This window comes from Streptomyces sp. NPDC087845, from assembly GCF_044742755.1.
GTDB lineage: Bacteria > Actinomycetota > Actinomycetes > Streptomycetales > Streptomycetaceae > Streptomyces.
Window position 1 is genome coordinate 59,455 of sequence record NZ_JBIUVC010000015.1, and the last position, 16,057, is coordinate 75,511.

16 protein-coding genes and 1 pseudogene are annotated in these 16,057 nt (G+C 65.2%); 4 read left to right on the forward strand and 13 right to left on the reverse strand.

The features are described from left to right. The 12 genes from ACIOMQ_RS31195 to ACIOMQ_RS31250 all read right to left on the reverse strand — a co-directional run bounded on the left by ACIOMQ_RS31195 (window position 1) and on the right by ACIOMQ_RS31250 (window position 12,968). On the reverse strand, window positions 1–984 hold the full coding sequence (locus ACIOMQ_RS31195) for an NAD-dependent epimerase/dehydratase family protein (protein ID WP_401757077.1): 984 nt from the start codon (window positions 982–984) through the stop codon (window positions 1–3). After that, window positions 977–1,543 carry an NUDIX hydrolase gene (locus ACIOMQ_RS31200; protein ID WP_401757079.1) on the reverse strand — a complete coding sequence of 189 codons (567 nt, stop codon included), beginning with the start codon at window positions 1,541–1,543 and terminating at the stop codon, window positions 977–979. The genes ACIOMQ_RS31195 and ACIOMQ_RS31200 overlap by 8 nt, the downstream gene beginning before the upstream one ends. After that, complete coding sequence (locus tag ACIOMQ_RS31205) at window positions 1,540–2,313, reverse strand: SDR family NAD(P)-dependent oxidoreductase (RefSeq protein ID WP_401757081.1); 774 nt, start codon at window positions 2,311–2,313, stop codon at window positions 1,540–1,542. The genes ACIOMQ_RS31200 and ACIOMQ_RS31205 overlap by 4 nt, the downstream gene beginning before the upstream one ends. After that, window positions 2,310–3,218, reverse strand: coding sequence for a TIGR03619 family F420-dependent LLM class oxidoreductase (locus ACIOMQ_RS31210; RefSeq protein ID WP_402191281.1), 909 nt, complete (start codon window positions 3,216–3,218; stop codon window positions 2,310–2,312). The genes ACIOMQ_RS31205 and ACIOMQ_RS31210 overlap by 4 nt, the downstream gene beginning before the upstream one ends. Beyond that, window positions 3,215–3,814 (reverse strand): VOC family protein, encoded by a 600-nt coding sequence (locus ACIOMQ_RS31215; protein WP_401757084.1) that lies wholly within the window; start codon window positions 3,812–3,814, stop codon window positions 3,215–3,217. The genes ACIOMQ_RS31210 and ACIOMQ_RS31215 overlap by 4 nt, the downstream gene beginning before the upstream one ends. 409 nt (window positions 3,815–4,223) lie before the next feature. Then, window positions 4,224–4,943 carry a cupin domain-containing protein gene (locus tag ACIOMQ_RS31220; protein ID WP_402191283.1) on the reverse strand — a complete coding sequence of 240 codons (720 nt, stop codon included), beginning with the start codon at window positions 4,941–4,943 and terminating at the stop codon, window positions 4,224–4,226. Continuing rightward, complete coding sequence (locus tag ACIOMQ_RS31225) at window positions 4,943–6,151, reverse strand: sedoheptulose 7-phosphate cyclase (RefSeq protein WP_401757087.1); 1,209 nt, start codon at window positions 6,149–6,151, stop codon at window positions 4,943–4,945. The genes ACIOMQ_RS31220 and ACIOMQ_RS31225 overlap by 1 nt, the downstream gene beginning before the upstream one ends. A gap of 21 nt (window positions 6,152–6,172) precedes the next feature. Further along, on the reverse strand, window positions 6,173–6,904 hold the full coding sequence (locus ACIOMQ_RS31230; RefSeq protein ID WP_401757089.1) for an SDR family NAD(P)-dependent oxidoreductase: 732 nt from the start codon (window positions 6,902–6,904) through the stop codon (window positions 6,173–6,175). Next, a complete protein-coding gene (locus tag ACIOMQ_RS31235; RefSeq protein WP_401757091.1) occupies window positions 6,897–8,168 on the reverse strand; it encodes a glycosyltransferase in 1,272 nt (423 codons plus the stop codon). The genes ACIOMQ_RS31230 and ACIOMQ_RS31235 overlap by 8 nt, the downstream gene beginning before the upstream one ends. After that, window positions 8,165–9,277, reverse strand: coding sequence for a glycosyltransferase (locus tag ACIOMQ_RS31240; RefSeq protein WP_401757093.1), 1,113 nt, complete (start codon window positions 9,275–9,277; stop codon window positions 8,165–8,167). Before ACIOMQ_RS31240 ends, ACIOMQ_RS31235 begins: the two co-directional genes overlap by 4 nt. Then, window positions 9,256–11,037: an ABC transporter ATP-binding protein gene (locus ACIOMQ_RS31245; protein ID WP_401939761.1), complete on the reverse strand. Its 1,782-nt coding sequence runs from the start codon at window positions 11,035–11,037 to the stop codon at window positions 9,256–9,258. The genes ACIOMQ_RS31240 and ACIOMQ_RS31245 overlap by 22 nt, the downstream gene beginning before the upstream one ends. Beyond that, on the reverse strand, window positions 11,034–12,968 hold the full coding sequence (locus ACIOMQ_RS31250) for an ABC transporter ATP-binding protein (RefSeq protein WP_401757205.1): 1,935 nt from the start codon (window positions 12,966–12,968) through the stop codon (window positions 11,034–11,036). Before ACIOMQ_RS31250 ends, ACIOMQ_RS31245 begins: the two co-directional genes overlap by 4 nt. Window positions 12,969–13,468: 500 nt before the next feature. Between ACIOMQ_RS31250 and ACIOMQ_RS31255 the strand changes: the two are divergent. Beyond that, window positions 13,469–13,723, forward strand: a pseudogene (locus tag ACIOMQ_RS31255) (helix-turn-helix domain-containing protein); the annotation flags it as partial. Between the two features lie 146 nt (window positions 13,724–13,869). On the opposite strand, the gene ACIOMQ_RS31260 reads toward ACIOMQ_RS31255, so the two are convergent. Further along, window positions 13,870–14,412 (reverse strand): DUF1707 domain-containing protein, encoded by a 543-nt coding sequence (locus ACIOMQ_RS31260; protein WP_401757097.1) that lies wholly within the window; start codon window positions 14,410–14,412, stop codon window positions 13,870–13,872. Between the two features lie 382 nt (window positions 14,413–14,794). On the opposite strand from ACIOMQ_RS31260, the gene ACIOMQ_RS31265 reads away from it, so the two are divergent. The 3 genes from ACIOMQ_RS31265 (at window position 14,795) to panD (ending at window position 16,041) form a co-directional block, all read left to right on the forward strand. After that, window positions 14,795–15,214: a hypothetical protein gene (locus tag ACIOMQ_RS31265; RefSeq protein ID WP_402191286.1), complete on the forward strand. Its 420-nt coding sequence runs from the start codon at window positions 14,795–14,797 to the stop codon at window positions 15,212–15,214. After that, window positions 15,211–15,360 (forward strand): hypothetical protein, encoded by a 150-nt coding sequence (locus ACIOMQ_RS31270; protein ID WP_401757100.1) that lies wholly within the window; start codon window positions 15,211–15,213, stop codon window positions 15,358–15,360. The genes ACIOMQ_RS31265 and ACIOMQ_RS31270 overlap by 4 nt, the downstream gene beginning before the upstream one ends. 255 nt (window positions 15,361–15,615) lie before the next feature. Continuing rightward, complete coding sequence (panD, locus tag ACIOMQ_RS31275; RefSeq protein WP_362203176.1) at window positions 15,616–16,041, forward strand: aspartate 1-decarboxylase; 426 nt, start codon at window positions 15,616–15,618, stop codon at window positions 16,039–16,041. The last annotated feature ends 16 nt before the right edge of the window (window positions 16,042–16,057 follow it).

Below are 16,057 nucleotides of genomic sequence, written 5' to 3' on the forward strand. Positions count from 1 at the left end.
TCAGCGCCCCTCAGCGGTCAGGACGGTGGCCAGCTGCGGCGGAGCGGGTGCCGGGCCGAGTTCGTCGGCCAGCTGCTTGATCCCGTCCGCCAGGGGCACCTGCGCTTCATAGCCCAGCTCCCGCAGCCGGGTGATGTCGGCGACGAGTGCGTAGCTGTCCGTCAGGTCGGTGCGGTCCACGGCGACGTCTGCGGTGGTGCCGGTGGCTGCCTCGATCAGCGCTACCAGTTCGCGCAACGAGTGCCGGGTACCCGAGCCGACGTTGTAGACGAGCCCTGGTCGCCCCGCGCGGGCGGCGACCAGCAGGCCGCGGGAGAGGTCATCGACGTGAACGAAGTCGCGGACCTTGGTCTCCGGATCACCGACGACCTGAATCTGCATGCCGTTGAGCTGCCACCTCAGAAACTGGCCGACCTCCGCTCCGGCGCGGCGCGGGTCCTCACCCGGTCCGTAGACGACGAAGGCGCGGGCCGAGCTGGCATCGATGCTGTACGTGGCCACGTACGAGTTGAGCCAGTGCTCGACGGACAGCTTGCTGGCGCCGTACGGATAGAAGGGTTGACAGCGGTCGCTCTCCTCGCAGGGTGAGGTCTCGGGCCGGCCATAGACCATGGCCGAAGACAGGTAGAGCAGCCGTGTGCCGACGTGGTGGCGGACGGCTTCCAGGACGTTGATGCCCACGGTGGCGTTCGACGCGAAGTCGAACAGGGGGTCCTGCACGGAGACGGTTCCGCTGGGATTGCCCGCCAGGTGGAAGACAACGTCCACATCCGCCAGGGCGTCACGGGCCGCGGCCGGGTCCTGCAAGTCGGCCGTGATCGCCTCGACACCCGGCATCGGCGGTGCGGGACGGTTGTCGATACTGCGAACACTCAGCCCGTCGGCGAGGAGCGTACGGATCAGGTTCTGGCCGACGAAGCCGGCTCCACCGGTGACCGCGGCTCGATGCAGATCGCGAGTGGGCCATTCTTGGACGTCAGTCATGTCGGGGTCCTTCCGAGGTGGTGTGGCGGTTCCCCCGCCAGTGCAGGTACAGGAGGTAAGCGGCCAGACTGCCGCTGTCGACGAAACGCCCCTGGGTGATCATCTCGGCGAGCTGCTCGTCGGTGACGTGCTCGTGGATCATGTCCGTCTCAGTGACCTCACGCCGCGGTGTTCCACTGCGCAATCCCTCGGCGACGAACACGTGCATGCCTTGACTGGTCATCCCGTGCGCCGTGTCCAAGCGCCCCAGCCAGCAGAGGTGTTCGGCGTGCAGGCCGGTTTCCTCGACCAGTTCGGCCCGTGCGAGGTCAGCTTTGTCACCGGAGGTTCCGGAGGGCCAAGATCCTTGCGGGAAGGCCCATCGGCGCGCCCGCACGGGGTACCGGAACTCCTCGATCAGCCAGAAGCCGGTGTCGGTACGCGGGATGATCAGGGCGAAGTCCGGCTTGTCGACGTAGCCGTAGATGCCTTCGTGCCCTGATGCGTGCACGATGCGGTCTTCCAGCACCGTCATCCAGGGGTTGGTGTACGCGGTGGCGCTGCTCAGTGTCTCGATCACGCGGTCATGCCCCCGTCGACGACCAGGGTCTGTCCGGTGATGTCTGCGGCCGCCTCTCCGTTCACCAGCATGGCGACCACAGCAGCGATTGATTCGCGCGTCTGGAACCGGCCCACCGGAATGCGTCGAAGCGTGCGTGCCTCGATCTCGTCCTCGGAGCAGGACTCGCGGTCCGCCTGCCGGCGGAAGTCGTCCGCGATCATGTCGCTGGCGACGATCCCCGGTGCCACCGCGTTCACCCGTACCGTCGGCCCCAGTTCGACTGCCAGGGCCCGGACCATGCCGTCGAGTGCCGCCTTGGAGGCCGAGTATGCACTGATCAGGGACTGTCCTCGCTGCCCGGCCTGACTGGAGATCGCCACTGCGACGCCGCCCTTGCCGGCCCGCCAGTGTGGGAGTGCCGCGGCGACGGCCAGGCCGAAGCCGCGTACGTTGACTTCGAAGATCTCGTCCCACTGGCCGGGTGCGAGATCTTCGAGAGGGCCGACGTGAGCGACGCCCGGGCAGTACACCAACGCGTCCAACCCGCCCATCCAGGCGGCTGCCTCGCCCACCGTGCGTGCGATGGCCTCCGGGTCGCGTACGTCGAGTGCGACACCGCGGAATGCAGCGGCTTCGTCTGCAGCGACGTTCGGCACCGTACGGCCGGTCGCCGTCACGCGAGCGCCTGCGTTGCGAAGGCGTTGGGCGACGGCTCCTCCGATAGCTCCCGTTGCCCCGATGACCAGGCATCTGGGGGTGTGTTCCGATGACGGCTCGGGGTAGGTCATGACGCGGTCCCTCCTCGGGAGCGGCAGGTGGACAGAAGGGAGCAGGTTTCGTCGAGCGCCCACTCGTCGAATTCGAAGGAGATCTCGTCCCAGCCGTCGTGGGCCGCCTGCTCGACGATGTGCGCCACGTTCTGGCCGCCGGGGCGGCTGAGCGCGATCTTGAGTACGCCTTGCAAGGGGCGCGGGCAACGGCTGCGAAGCCTGGCGAGCTTCGCTCCTGCCCGCGCGACGGCGGTGGGGTCATCGCCGGGGGCAACCGCCAGCCAGCCGTCGCCGTAGTTCAGGACTCGCTGGGTTGCCGCTTCGGACATCCCGCCCACCAGGATGGGAGGCGAGGTCTCGGGCGAGGGCTGGGGCTCGTGAATGACGTCGTCAGGAATGTCGTAGTGCTCCCACCGGGTCGCCCGGCGTCCTTGCCCCCAGCTCGCACGGATGATGTCCAACTCTTCGTCCATACGCCGGCCGCGCGTGGCCGGGTCCCAGCCGAGCAAAGCCATCTCCCTGCGGGACCAGCCCGCACCCACGCCGAGGCGAAACCTTCCCTCACTGAGGTCGGCGAGTGAGGCGGCTGCCTTGGACACCTCAACAGGGTGTCGCTGAGGCAGCACGAGTACTGATGTGCCGATCTTCATCCGGTCGTTGACACAGGCGAGGTAGCCGCAGGTGGTGAGCGCTTCGTACTGCGGCAGCTTCGGATCCCAGGTGATCTCGCCAGTCGGGGAGTAGGGGTAGGTCTCCGCCCCTACGGGGAACGCTGCCAGGTGGTCGTTCACCCAGAGCGCGGTACAGCCGGCGTCCTCCAACTTCCCTACGATGTCCCGCAGTTCCCGGCCGGTGAGTCGTTTCCGGTTGGTGGGCAGGGCGACGCCGAGCTCGAGCTGCCCGCCGGCATCCGGGCGGCTCATCCGGCCGTCTCCTGGAGAGGCGTGTCCAGGTCGCCGCCGGACCAGGATCCGCGATGGGGACCGTAGCGGCGCGCCGCGACGTCGTCCTCGTACGGCATGCGCGACGCGGGGCAGCACAGTTCCATCTGCAGCCCCCAGGGGGTGGTGAAGTACAGCCATCGGCTTCCCGCGATCGGTCCCTCCTCGATGAGATCCGGGGTGCCTTGGCAGGTGACCCCGTCCACCGTCTGGAGGTGGGCGAAAGCCGCGTCGATGTCATCGACGTGAAGCGCCAGATGGTGCCCGCCGATGTCGCTGTTGCGGGGCATGCCGGTGTTCTGGTCGGGGCTTTGGTATTCGAAGAGTTCGAGATTGAAGGTGGGCCCCATCCTGAGCAGAGCCACACGGCAGCTTGCGGCGGCATGCACGTTCAAGTGCTCCCGCATCCACTTTCCCCGGCGGATCGGTCCCTCGACATACAGCAGGCAGGCGCCCAGATGAGAGACGAAGAACCTGCAGGCACTCTCCAGGTCCGGTACGGTGAAGGCGACATGGTCGACGTTGCGCGCCGACGGGATTCCGTCGCCCTTGAGGGAATTGATCTCGTCGATGTTCACGCGACGACCTCGTCGGGCCCGGGGGCAGGCGCAGGCGATGGCCGGTCAAGTCCTGGCCATCGTGCGGGAATCCGCGCGCGAATGGCGTCCGGTAGAAGCCGAATGCGGACCAGTTCAGTGCCGATTTCCCCGGCTGTTGCGCGGGCGGGCTCGTCCCCAGGAGCGACGAGCATCAGCTGCCCTGCGAGCAGGGTGACTTCGCAGGCGCCTCCGGCGCGAAACGTTGCGCTGCCCTGGCTGCAGTAGACGAGTTCCAGGCAGTCCGGGTCGAGGAAGGGACCTGGTTCTCCCGGGGCGGCCGTCGTGACGTCCATGACCTGGACCTCCGACCAGAGCATCCCTCGGCGTGCCAGGGAGGCCCAGTGCGTTCCGGCCGGCTCGGGGAACGAATGGGGTACCGGAGTGATGATCACCGGCCCGCACCCTCGACCTTGGAGCGGGCCCAGAAGAAGGTGGCTTCGCCGGACGGTCGGAGTTCGGCCTTCTCACCCAGCGTCAGGGTGACGCCGACTCCGGCCGTGAGCGCGTGGCTGCCGTCGGCGTCGGAGATGGTGGCCGCTCCGCTGACGAGGTAGCCGAATATCTCGCAGTCCTCTGCCTGCAGGTCCACCACGGCGCCCTCGTCCAGCTGCTCGTAGTGAGCGTCGAGGAGTGGAGCCGCGCCGAAGGGGCTCAGGTCGATGTGCCGGAGGGCCGCGAGGTCGACGGGGTGCATACGAGCGGCTGGAGAAGTCACGTCTGCTGTTTCCTTCGGGTTGGTCACCAGGTGGAGAGCGGCCGCCGCCGGCACCTCGATCACGAGCCAGTGGAAGTCGCCCGAGCCGGTATTGCGGATGCCGTGGGTGCTCGACAAGGTCGTCAGTGCCATGTGGCCAACGGGCATGGGGTAGGTGGCGCCGTCGAGCGACAGCTCACCCTCGCCGCCGATCACCAGATAGATCTCGTTCGTTCTCGTGTGCCGGTGCAGTCCGCTGACTCCACCGGGCGCCAGGCGAGCGAGTTCCACTCCCTCCCACGGGCCTCGCAGGGGGCGTCCTGGTACGAGCTGGCGCCAACCACTCTTGCCGGCCGCGCCATGGACTCCTGTCACCGTGGCCCAGGTGCCGTTGATGCCGTCGACGATGTACATCAGAGGTCCCTCGCGATCCGCCGGACCCGGTCCAGCGCGTCGACGAGTTCGCTGCTCGTCACGCCTTCGAGGAACTCCGCGGAACCGGGCTCCACCGGTACCGGAATGCGCTGCATCCCACCACGGTGCGCCGTGGCCTGGGCCAGACCGCGGTCGAGGAGTTCCGGGGTGGTTGCCGGATGGTCCACGGGCAGGCCCAGCCTGGACAGAGTGGCCATGATTTCTTCGAGGGAGCCGTCGGCGAGCAGGCCACGCCGGTTGGACAGCGCGCTGCAGATCGCCATGTCGAGAGCGACGGCCTCGCCATGCAGGAGTTCCGGGAGCACCGCCATCTCCAGGACGGGAGAGAAGGTGTGACCGAAGTCCACCAGACGGTGCAGGTCCTTCTCCCAGAGGTTCGGCTGAAGTTCGGCCAGCATGCTGTGAATGGCGCGGCTGAGAATCTCCTGACCGCCGGGCCTCATCGAGGGATCCGTGGACCCGAGACCCGTGCGGATGAGTTCATCGGGCTGCGCGGCGATGAGTTTCCACAAGGCCACATCGCACATCAACCCCATCTTCGCTATCTCCGCCATGCCGTTGCTGACGTGCCGAGAGGGCAGGGTGACGAGGAAGTGCGAGTCGAGCAGTGCGCTGACAGGCGGGTGGTACGAGCCGATGATGTTCTTGTGCCCGTTGTGGTTGACGGCAGTCTTGATGCCTACACCCGCATCCACCAGTCCGATCAGGGTGGTCGGAATGCGGATGTAGGGGGTACCGCGTCGGTAGGAGCTGGCCACCCAGCCCACGACGTCGAGCAGGACACCGCCGCCGATCACCACGATCGGCTCGCGCTTGCGGTCGATTCCGAAGCCATCGATGGCGTCGACGACCCGGTTGGCCAGATGTTGGTTCTTGACCGACTCATCAGCTGCCAGGGACACCACGTGCCCGGGAAGGTCTCGGTGGTTCAGATAGGCCTGGAGCCGTGTTCCGTACAGGTCGAAGACCTTCTGTTCCACGATGATCAGACGTCGGCGTGAAGGTCCGCCGAATGCCTCGCGCTCGAGGTCGTCGTTATCGGGATCGAGCAGGTCTTGGCACGTGCGGACGCTGTATGAGACCGGCAGAGCCGAGGAGACGCGCCAGCTGGAACCGGTGGGTGAGCCCGTCAGCGTCGGTTCCTCGAGCGGGCGCAGGGGGCTGAGAAGGGAGGGGGAATGCGTCATGGGAAGCTCCTTACAGGGCGGTCAGGTCCACAGCGGCTGGCGGGCTTCGATCGTCTGTCCCGTCACGAACCGGGCCTGAGGGGTGAGCAGGAATTCAGCGAGTGCGAGGTTGTCCTCTACCGCCGGGAGACCGGGGAATGCCTCGGTGCGGCCGAGCGTGACCGCTCGCAGGTCGAGATGCCTGCGAGCGAGCGGAGTGTCCGCCGAGATGCCGATGACGTTGGCACGTACGCCCAGGGGCTCGGCCTCGTGGGCCAGACAACGCGCGTACTGTTCCGCAGCGGCCTTGGCCGAGGCGTAGCCGGCGAGGGTCTCCACGGGCACCCGTGCGGCTCGGGAGCCGACCAGCACGATGCTGCCGTCGCCGTTCTGGGCCATGAGCGGGAGACAGCGGTTCACGGCACGGACGAACCCGAGGAGGGTGACATCGAACAGCGCGGACAGGGCTTCCGTTTCGAGTTCCCAGGAACGGCCGACGGCGGCGGTGTTCGAAGGGCAGTACACCATTCCGTACGGGATGCCGTAGTCCTGGACGATGCTGTCCACGAGCTTCGTCATCTGGTCGTCGTCGGTGACGTCAACCTGCCGGTAGTCAAAGGTGGTGCCGGTCGGGACCGGCGAACGAGCAGCGCCGATGACCGGCGTACCGCTGCTGTGCAGGCGCTCGGCGAGCGCGAATCCGAATCCGGAGCTTGCTCCGAGAACCAGGACGGGCCCGCTGCGGGCTGGGCGGGGGGTGCCGGCGTCAGTCAATGCGCTCCTCGTTTCCGTGGACGGAAGGGGCGAAGATCCGCCAGTGGTCGGATGCTTCGCGAGTGGTGGTGAAGTGCTGGGTCGCATGGGCAGCAGCCGCTCTGCCGAGCGTGGACGCCCTGACCTTGTCGGTGAGCAGGCAGGCCACCGCCTTGGAGAACTGGCTGTCTCCTGCTGACCCGTTGAGCAGGAGACCCGTCTCGTTGTGTGTGATCTGGCTCGGGATTCCGCCGACGTGCGTCGCCACGACGGGACGGGCCTTGAGCATCGCCTCCGTCACGGTGAGTCCGAAGCCTTCCTGTATGGAGCGCTGGGTGACCACGGTTGCCCGTCGCTGCAGGGCGTTGACGATGCGCGCGTTGCCCTCGGAGTCGTCCAGCGCGGTGCACATCAGGTGGGCCCGGCGTCTGATCGCGGTGGGGAGGCTTCTCCACCGCCCGATGACACCTTCGAGCACCGACTTGGCCTCGGGATCGTCGGCGACACTCTGCGGGGACGGCCCGCACAGGACCAGTTGGGCGGAGCGGTGCAACGCGGAGTCGGCGAAGGCCCGTAGCACCCCATCCATGTCCTTCAGCGGATCCCAGCGCGACACCTGAAGAATCACCGGGTCAGAGTCCAACTGACCCTCGGAAATGAGCTCGTGGCGGTGCTGCTCCGGGGCTGATCGGGGCCCAATCAGCCCCGCCGATGCCAGAACATCACTGATCTCGGCGGTGCTCATTGGCCTGTTCTTCGCTGATGTCGGGTCTATGGAAGGTGGGACGATCTCGACGCGATGTCCTGCTGCCTGGGCGGGCACGAGCGACTGGTGACTGAAGATCAGCGTGATACCCGGGGGCCAGAACTGGCTGAGGTACTGCCAGGTTTCGTCGGCGACGGCGTTGATGGCGGACGTGCCGATATGGCAGCGCCATGCCACAGGCACCCCTGCCTCCGCAAGGATCGACGCCAGAGGGAGCGTCTGCGGATCGTGCAGCAGTACGACGTCCTGTGCTGTGAGGCGTTGCAGCAGTCGCGACGCATTCTCTTCGGCGAACGCGAGGAAGACAGCATGCTCCCGCTCGTCGGGCAGATCCCCTCGGTCCACTCCGTGCAGGCGGTGATGGATCCGCTTCGTCGCAGCGAATACCTCGGCGCTCTGGCTGGTCACGAAGCGGCAGTGCGCCAGCGGCGACACCGGCTGTGTGAACCCGCACAGCGCGTCGAGGATCTCGGCCACGCCGCCGCCACGAGCCGTCGTGTTGACGTGCCACAGCTTCATCGGGCGCCCTGCGAACGGCCTCGTTGGAAGTGTTCACCGAAATCGGGCCAGGTGGTCAGCAGTGGTGAGGCATCGCCGATCTGGCAGTGTGTCAGGTACCCGTGGCTGTCCAGCTCCGCGGTGAAGAAGGGCTCCTGCCCCTCAGAGGAAGTGATCCGCAGGAGCCGCGGCGTGCTCCCGCGTTCCTCGCTGACATGCACAGTGCCCAGGTCGGGGTCCCAGAAGGAGTTGCCGGCCGGGGCTGCTTTCCTTACGAAGCCTGTCAGGTGCTTTGTGCCGCCCCGCACCAGCAGGGAGAGCTGGGCAACCTGTCGGTAGGCCGGGTCGTCACAGGTGTCCAGGAAACGCTGGATTATCTCGGGATCCGTCTCCCTGCGACGCACATTGCTCGAGATGTTCGACGGGTGCATTCGATAGATATAGGTGGACTGTTCCGGCCTGGAGATGATGGCGCCCGCTGCGGACATTCTGATCCACAGATCCCAATCCTCGGCGCAGCTGCAGGGACGGTAGCCGCCCACAGCCTCGTACAGCTCCTTGCTGAAGAGCGTCCCCACACCGAGAAAACTCAGGATCAGCATCTGGGCAAGCTGCTCGTCGGGGCCGGGAAGCCGTTCGGTGATGGCTTCCGGGACGCCTCCAGAGGAGCTTGAGAGGAGCATTCGGTTCGGGGCGATCAGGCCCGGGGCGCGTCCGTACGCCTCGGTCATGACAGCTACATGCTGCGGCAACAGGATGTCGTCCGCGTCGAGCTGGATGATCAACTCCGATGTCGCCTCGGAGATGGCGGTGTCCCGCGCCCGCCACGTCCCGGACCGTTCCGCGAACGTGATCAGGCGAAGCGGCAGCAGCTGTTGCCACCGGCGAACCCGGGCGTTGGTGTCGTCTTCGGAGGCGTCGTCCACGACGATGACCTCGGTCGGCGGTGTGGTCTGCGCGGCCAAGGACGCGAGTGCCGCATCGACAAATGCCGCTCCGTTGCGCACGGGGATGATCACGGCGACACTTGGCTGCTCAGTAGAAATGGGCATGCTGAAGACCTTCGTATGGGCGGGTGGGTTGAGGTACTTCTCGATCAGAAGCGCTACTACGCGGTGTTCTTGACCCACGAGTCGTGCAGTCCCTGGTAGATACCGCCCTGCTGGATCAGCGAGTGATGCGACCCTTGCTCGACGATGCGCCCTGAGTGAAAGACGAGGACGTGGTCGGCGTCCTCCGCGCTCGACAGCCGGTGGGCGATGTGAAGGGCGGTGCGTCCATCGACCAGTCGCGTCATGGCACGTCGGATACGCTCCTCGGTCGCAGGGTCTACCGAAGACGTCGCCTCATCCAGGACCAGGACATCCGGATCACTGATGTGCGCTCGGGCCAGTGACACCAACTGACGCTCTCCCGCGGAAAGCCCGGCGCCTCGCTCACCGACCGCCGTGCCCAGCCCGGCCGGCAAGGTCGCGAGCCAGTCGGTGAGACCCAACTCTGCGAACGCTGCCCGAATGTCGTCGTCCGCCGCCCCCGGGCTGCCACAGCGCACGTTCTCGGCGATCGTCCTGTCGAACAGGAACGGATCTTGGGGAACCAGGGCCACGCGACGTCGGAGCTCCTGCAGAGGAATAGCCCCGAGTGGCTCGCCGTCGAGCGTCACGACGCCGGAGCTGGGGTCCGCGAGCCGAACGATCAGGTTGCCGAATGTGCTCTTGCCGGATCCGGTGTGTCCGACGACGGCTACTTTGGTCGCTCCCGCGATGGCCACCGAGATGTCCCGCAGCGCCGGTGTCCCGTCCGGGTAGCGGAAGGTGACACCTTGGAACTCGAGCGCTCCTGCCTTGCGGGGAGTGTCGCGGGCAGACGCCTCGGGCCCTGTGACGTCGATGGGTGTGTCGAGAAGGCCCAGCACGCGCCGCCAGCCGGCGATGGCATCTTGGGTCTGGTTGATGATCTCCACTCCCAGCTGCACCGGAGTCACGAACAGCGGGATAAGGAAGAGCACCGAGATCAACGCGCCGACGGTTATCTGCCCGCGTGTTCCGAGAACTACCCCCACCGCGATGATTCCAGCTGTCGTAAGGCCGGGGGTCAATTCTCCAGCGATAAGAGAACGAGTTGTTGTGAGCTGTCCCTTCCACTGCCGATGCTTCAAGTTCTCTACTGCGTGGTCGATTCGATCATGGGCTGACCCTTGTATACCGTAGGTGCGGATGATGCCCGCACCGGCGAGAGTTTCCGAGATCACCGATGTCATCGTCCCGAAGCTCTTCCGTACGGCATCGAATCGTTTCTTCGTCAACTGCTGAACCGATTGAACCAGAATGAAGAGCGGGACAAAGCCAACCAGTACGAGTGCGGCGAGCTTCCACGAGTAAGTGGATATGACGATGATCGCGAACAGCATCTGCATGACGCTGGTGATCACTGCCAGGCCCATATCCTGGAGGAAATTTGCTACCGCATCAATGTCTGCAGTGACGCGCGAAACCAGAGCCCCACGCTGGTCACCCTGGAGCCGTAGGTGAGACAGGCGATGAACCTTCTGGAAAGCCTCGACACGCAGTTCGGCCAGCCCTTCCTCGCTGCGCCGTGAAAGGCGCCAATTCATCGCCGCAGAACTAAGCGCGCCAATGAGGGCCGCCATACCGGCCAGCGTGGCATACATGGCGACGATCTGCACATCAACACCATCCGGGTTCTCTATTCCGTCGTCAGTTGCCACTTGGATTGCCATGGGGATGACGACTCGTCCGGCCGCCCCGATTGCACCCAGGATCAGCGTGACGAAGATGCCGTCAGTGAAGTGCCGTGAAGCCATGAGGCCGCGGACCAATATCGACCGCCCGCTCCCCTCGGCTTCTCCAATGGAAAAATCGGAACTCATAGGTCACCTGCTGTGTGCGTGTTCTGCTGCTGCGAACCCGGAGATTTTGAGACAGCGTAGGAGTCGATGAGTGTGCGGTAGGGGGAGCACCGCTGATAGAGTTCGAGCGGACTGCCCTGGTCCAGGATTCGCCCGTTCTCCATATATGCGACGCGATCAGCTATATCAATGGCCGATCGGCGGGAACTGACCACGAGAACCGCCGACGCAAGGCCGGACTCCTGCAGTTTTCGCAGAATTCTCGCTTCTGTCTCCGCATCCACTGCAGACGTCGCGTCGTCAAGAATCAGAAGTTCCGGTTTTCTCAGCAATGCACGAGCGAGACTGAGGCGCTGTCGTTGCCCACCGGACAACCTTCCCCCTCGTTCGCCCACCGAGGCGTCCAAACCACCAGACAATGCCCGGACAAAGTCCTCGGCATCGGCTGCTCTCAGCGCTTGCCGCACCAATTCGTCATCTTCCTCTCCCCGCAGTGCGATATTTGCTCGCACGGTGTCGTCGAAGAGGAAGCTCTGCTGCGCGGCGAGAGAGATACGGCCACAGGCTTCCTCTCTGGGCAAGGAGCGCAGGTCCGCACCACGCCACCGCACCGCTCCGCCGGTCGGATCCATGAGGCCGGCCACAAGGTGAGCCACGGTGCTCTTCCCGGACCCCGTTGGCCCTACAAGTGCGACGACCTCCCCGGAGGCCACTGTTAGCCCGAGCCTGTCCACCGCCCTTGAACGACTGCCGGGGTACGCGAATGAGACGGAGTCCAGCTCAAGCGTTTCCGAATTCATGTCCTTCGCGTGATCAGGAATATTTCTGTCCGGTTCAGGAGAAAATTCATGAGCGAGAACCTCTTGAACGCGGTCGAATCCGGCGACGGAGCGCGGAAGGTCCTTGAAGACGTTCCCGATGATCCGCAGAGGGAAGGTGATCACTGTGACGAGGTAGGCGACATGAACTACGTCACCTGCAGCAATATGCCCACTCTGGATCCGTGCTGCGCCGACCAAGATCACACCAAGAACAGCGAGGCTGGGCAGCAATTCCAGTGCCGGTTCAAAGAACGACCGGGCGCGACCGAAAGCAATATTGGACCTGCGGAGTCGGTGAACTGCTTCTCGAAACCTTTCCGCCTCTCGATCCTCCATTCTGAGCACCTTGACCGCGAGAGATCCGTCAAAACTCTCATGGGCAATAGCGCTTACTTCTCCTCGGTATTGCTGTGACGTGATTGCGTGTTGGGCGGAGAGGTTTTGGTACGTGCGGTTCAGCCATAGAATCGCGGGAAAGAGAAGAACTCCAACTCCCGCCAGTGCAAGATCAGTGAGGACCATGTCCGCGGTGGATGCCACCAGCAGAACGACCACGCTGAACAATAGCGGGAGCCTGGCGACAGGCAACCATGCAGCCTCAACATCGGAATTAGCCACGGCCAACATTTCACCGACCGGTCGCCGCTGGAGCCACGGGTAAGGCGCATCGATGTAGCGGCGGGCCACACGTCGACGGTAAGTGGCCTGCAGGCGAAACTGTAGTTGTCCGCCGAGGAGCCGCCTGACGAGAAACGCCAACGTTGACACAACGGCTATCGCTGCGAGCGTGAAGCATGCCTCAGCCAGCTGCGGCCCCGGAACGGAACCCTTACGAAGGGCGGGTATTACCACGTCGTCCGTGACCTGTCCCAGTACCCGCGCAGTCGCTACGGTGAGGAGCGCATATATGCCACTTGCAATAGCCGCAGCCGTGAAGACTCGGGGCTCGGACCGGATCGAGGTGAAAAGGACCGTGATCCCTCGACGTAGAAGATTACCATTGGGCTGCAAGGGACTTTCCTTTCCCTGTCGACACTCCCTCATTCCGAATTTCGACGGGATGGCTAAGGGCACACGCCAGGAGATTCGGTCATAAATCTGGTAAGCGCTTTCTTTGAACTCCATGATCATCACCTGGCGTGAGGCTGTCCGTCAAGGGGGTGCTCGCTCGCCGGTGAGAGTGGGAATGTGATTGCGTGAATCGTGGCATTCATTGGAAATGTTGGCGCTTGCTAATGACATGACAGGCGTCATGGAGAATGTTTGATTTTGTTGAAAGATTGGTGAAAATGTCTGACTCTGAGATGTCATGTTTGAGGTACTTTGGTGTATTTGTTCGAGGGGTTGGGCCGCGATCGCCTGGACCTCCGGCGCGGTGGTGTCGGAGCGGGAGTGGATGGACTTCCAGGCGGCACTGCGCCGCGGTGCGCGGGACGCGATGACACCCGCCCGACATCCCGGGAATGGATGGACAGACAGGTGCGAAAGGGGTCCGGATCCGGACCCCTCTTGCGTCTGTACCCCATAGCCCTGCGCGCGGCGGCGGATCAGCTCCCGTCGCAGCTCGGCCGTCGGCCGCGTGCATGGCGGTTGGATGTGCGGTGACATCCGATCCGACCGCTGGAGACGCGGTGGCTGAGCGTGTCCGTGTGCGCAGACTGACTGACCAGGAGGGGCGAAAGCTGCAAGCAATCGTGCGCCGGGGCGGCACCAACTCGGTGCGCTATCGGCGCGCGATGATGCTGCTGGCCTCGGCCGGCGGGAACCGGGTGCCGGTGATCGCCCAGCTGGTCCAGGCCGACGAGGACACCGTGCGCGATGTGATCCACCGCTTCAGCGAGATCGCCACCGCGACGTCCTGGCCGCCGAACGCAAGGAACGCGCCCGCATCCGCAGCGAGAAAGGCATCAGCTGGGGGCGGACTCCCTTTCGGATCCGTCGCCTGACCAGCCTGGCGAACCTGTGCCGGCACGGCACCGACAATCGGCGGGGACGCAGTTCCGGACGTGTGGTCCCAGTGCCGGATGAAGCCTCAACGCCGGGCGTGGCGGATCTTCAATCGTCCGAATCCCATGGTCCCAGAGATTCGGATCTTCGGCCCGCCGGGCCGGGAGCGCCACCGGGCCTTGTAACGCAGGTCCTTCCACCCCGTGTGCAAACCCTCGACGTCAACGACCGCGTCACGAGGCACCGTGATCTTGGCCCTGCCGGTGCCGAGCTGCAACTTGATGTCGATGATCGGATGCTCGATGACCGCCCGGGACAGATCCAGGTGCACCCTTCCGAACGCGGACTCAACCTTGAGAATCCGAGGTACCCGCCACACGCCGCGCCGCTGGATCCGTCCGCCGGCGGCGGCGATCGTTGACGTGGTGCCCGGGTGCCCCTCCGGGAGTGAGGCCAGAACCGACACGAGCTCGCTCTGCGCCTTGGCGGTAAGCACATGGTGGAGGCGTTCGTCCAACTCCTCGTGTGAGATGAGCCCTTCGATGTAAGCGTCCTGCAGGCGCTGTACGGCCGTATCACGGTCGTCTTCGCCGATCAGCGGCTGCGAGTCTTCCGGTATCGGGGTCACCGTTTCACCCTACTGCCGTGCCTGCGCTGAGAACGCGCCAAGGTCCGTGGTGAGCAAGGCATTTGATGGGGAGTCCGACCGCTCGTCATCATGGCCTTGATCGTCCAACCCCGGCGAACCTGTGCGGTCAAAGCACCTGGAGCCTTTCGTTTGGATCACGCGGGGGAGCGGGATGACTCCGGCCTGAGAGTTTACGGCGTGGGCGTCCTGGCGGCAGTTCGTCGGCCTCGTCCAAGCGGTCGTCTCCTGCCGTGTGCTCCGCATCCGCTGCTGGGGCAGCCGCGGGTCCGGACCGCTTGTCTGCGCCCCGGAGCAGGGTGACGATCAGGATCGCTCCGCCCATTGTTACCACCACGCTGGCCACCGCAGCGATCCGCATCTCGTGACTGAAGGCGTCGAAGGCCACCCAGCGCAGAGCCTCTGCGGTCTGGTGCGGCAGGGCCGCAGCGGTTTCGGCGGCGGCGCCGAGAGTCTCCTCCACTCCCGCGAGATCAAGACCGCGTTGGACCGCATCGGCGTCCGCCGCAGCGAGGCACAGTACAAGGTCGGCCCCTACGAGCTGGAGCGCACCCCCTTCGACTCCGGCCAGACGCGGGCCGACTGCAAGGTGGCCCGCACCGAGCTGCCCGAGCGCGCCCGCGTCTACCTCAGCGAGCGCGGCTCGGACGCCTCCCTGCGCCAGTCCGTGGAGAATGCCGCCCGCCGCGAGGCGGCCGTCACCCCGGGGCCGTCTCCTACCGGCAGTACTTCCCGACCGGGCACCCCTCCGGCCCCGCCCTCGTCTTCGACGACCGCACCATGAAGCTGGACGAGTACCTGGTCCAGTACGGGGAGAAGCTCGACATCCTCGGACGGATGGCCTTGGTCCGCCAGCTCGCCGAGACCATGCGTTCCGCGCACGCCCGCCCGGAATCCCGGCACCGCGCGGGATTCCGCGCCCTTCACTGAGAGTGAGGCTTGACAGGCAGAAGTGCGACTGCATGGCAAGCAGGCGCTTGCCTTGCGACCCTTCTTGTGATCGGAACCGAGGGCATGGGTCGGTTCGATCTCGGCATGATTGGTCATCAGAAAAGTCGGCAAAGGGTCAGTGCGAGTCCTGAGACGCCCGGCGACAGCTGACCGAATATGCGAATGGTTGTACGCTGCGGGCACCGCCCTTGACCTGCACAGCAGGCAGGGAGCAGACGAATCGGGAGTTTCTTCATGTTTCGTACAGTATTCAAGTCGAAGATCCACCGGGCCACCGTGACCCAGGCCGACCTGCATTACGTAGGTTCCGTGACCGTCGATGCCGAGCTGATGGAAGCGGCGGATCTGCTGCCCGGCGAGCTGGTGCACATCGTCGATATCGACAATGGCGCACGCCTGGAGACGTACGTCATCGAGGGGGAACGCGGCTCCGGTGTCATCGGTATCAACGGTGCCGCAGCCCATCTCGTCCACCCCGGTGACCTGGTCATCCTGATCAGCTACGCCCAGGTCGACGACGCCGAGGCCCGCGGACTGACGCCGCGCATCGTGCACGTCGACGCCGGCAACCGTATCGTCGCGCTCGGCGCCGATGCCTCCGAGCCCGTACCCGGCACCGCTACCGAACGGAGCCCGCACGCCGTCCCCGTGGCGCGCTGACCCGGCTCGACCACCG

What these genes read in the sequence shown, in the direction of transcription:
- ACIOMQ_RS31270 (WP_401757100.1), top strand. Translation starts at nt 15,211, where the DNA reads ATGAAGCTGGACGAGTACCTGGTCCAGTACGGGGAGAAGCTCGACATC.
- panD (WP_362203176.1), top strand. Translation starts at nt 15,616, where the DNA reads ATGTTTCGTACAGTATTCAAGTCGAAGATCCACCGGGCCACCGTGACC.
- ACIOMQ_RS31205 (WP_401757081.1), bottom strand. Translation starts at nt 2,313, where the DNA reads ATGACCTACCCCGAGCCGTCATCGGAACACACCCCCAGATGCCTGGTC.
- ACIOMQ_RS31250 (WP_401757205.1), bottom strand. Translation starts at nt 12,968, where the DNA reads ATGATCATGGAGTTCAAAGAAAGCGCTTACCAGATTTATGACCGAATC.
- ACIOMQ_RS31195 (WP_401757077.1), bottom strand. Translation starts at nt 984, where the DNA reads ATGACTGACGTCCAAGAATGGCCCACTCGCGATCTGCATCGAGCCGCG.
- ACIOMQ_RS31220 (WP_402191283.1), bottom strand. Translation starts at nt 4,943, where the DNA reads ATGTACATCGTCGACGGCATCAACGGCACCTGGGCCACGGTGACAGGA.
- ACIOMQ_RS31210 (WP_402191281.1), bottom strand. Translation starts at nt 3,218, where the DNA reads ATGAGCCGCCCGGATGCCGGCGGGCAGCTCGAGCTCGGCGTCGCCCTG.
- ACIOMQ_RS31245 (WP_401939761.1), bottom strand. Translation starts at nt 11,037, where the DNA reads ATGAGTTCCGATTTTTCCATTGGAGAAGCCGAGGGGAGCGGGCGGTCG.
- ACIOMQ_RS31225 (WP_401757087.1), bottom strand. Translation starts at nt 6,151, where the DNA reads ATGACGCATTCCCCCTCCCTTCTCAGCCCCCTGCGCCCGCTCGAGGAA.
- ACIOMQ_RS31235 (WP_401757091.1), bottom strand. Translation starts at nt 8,168, where the DNA reads ATGAAGCTGTGGCACGTCAACACGACGGCTCGTGGCGGCGGCGTGGCC.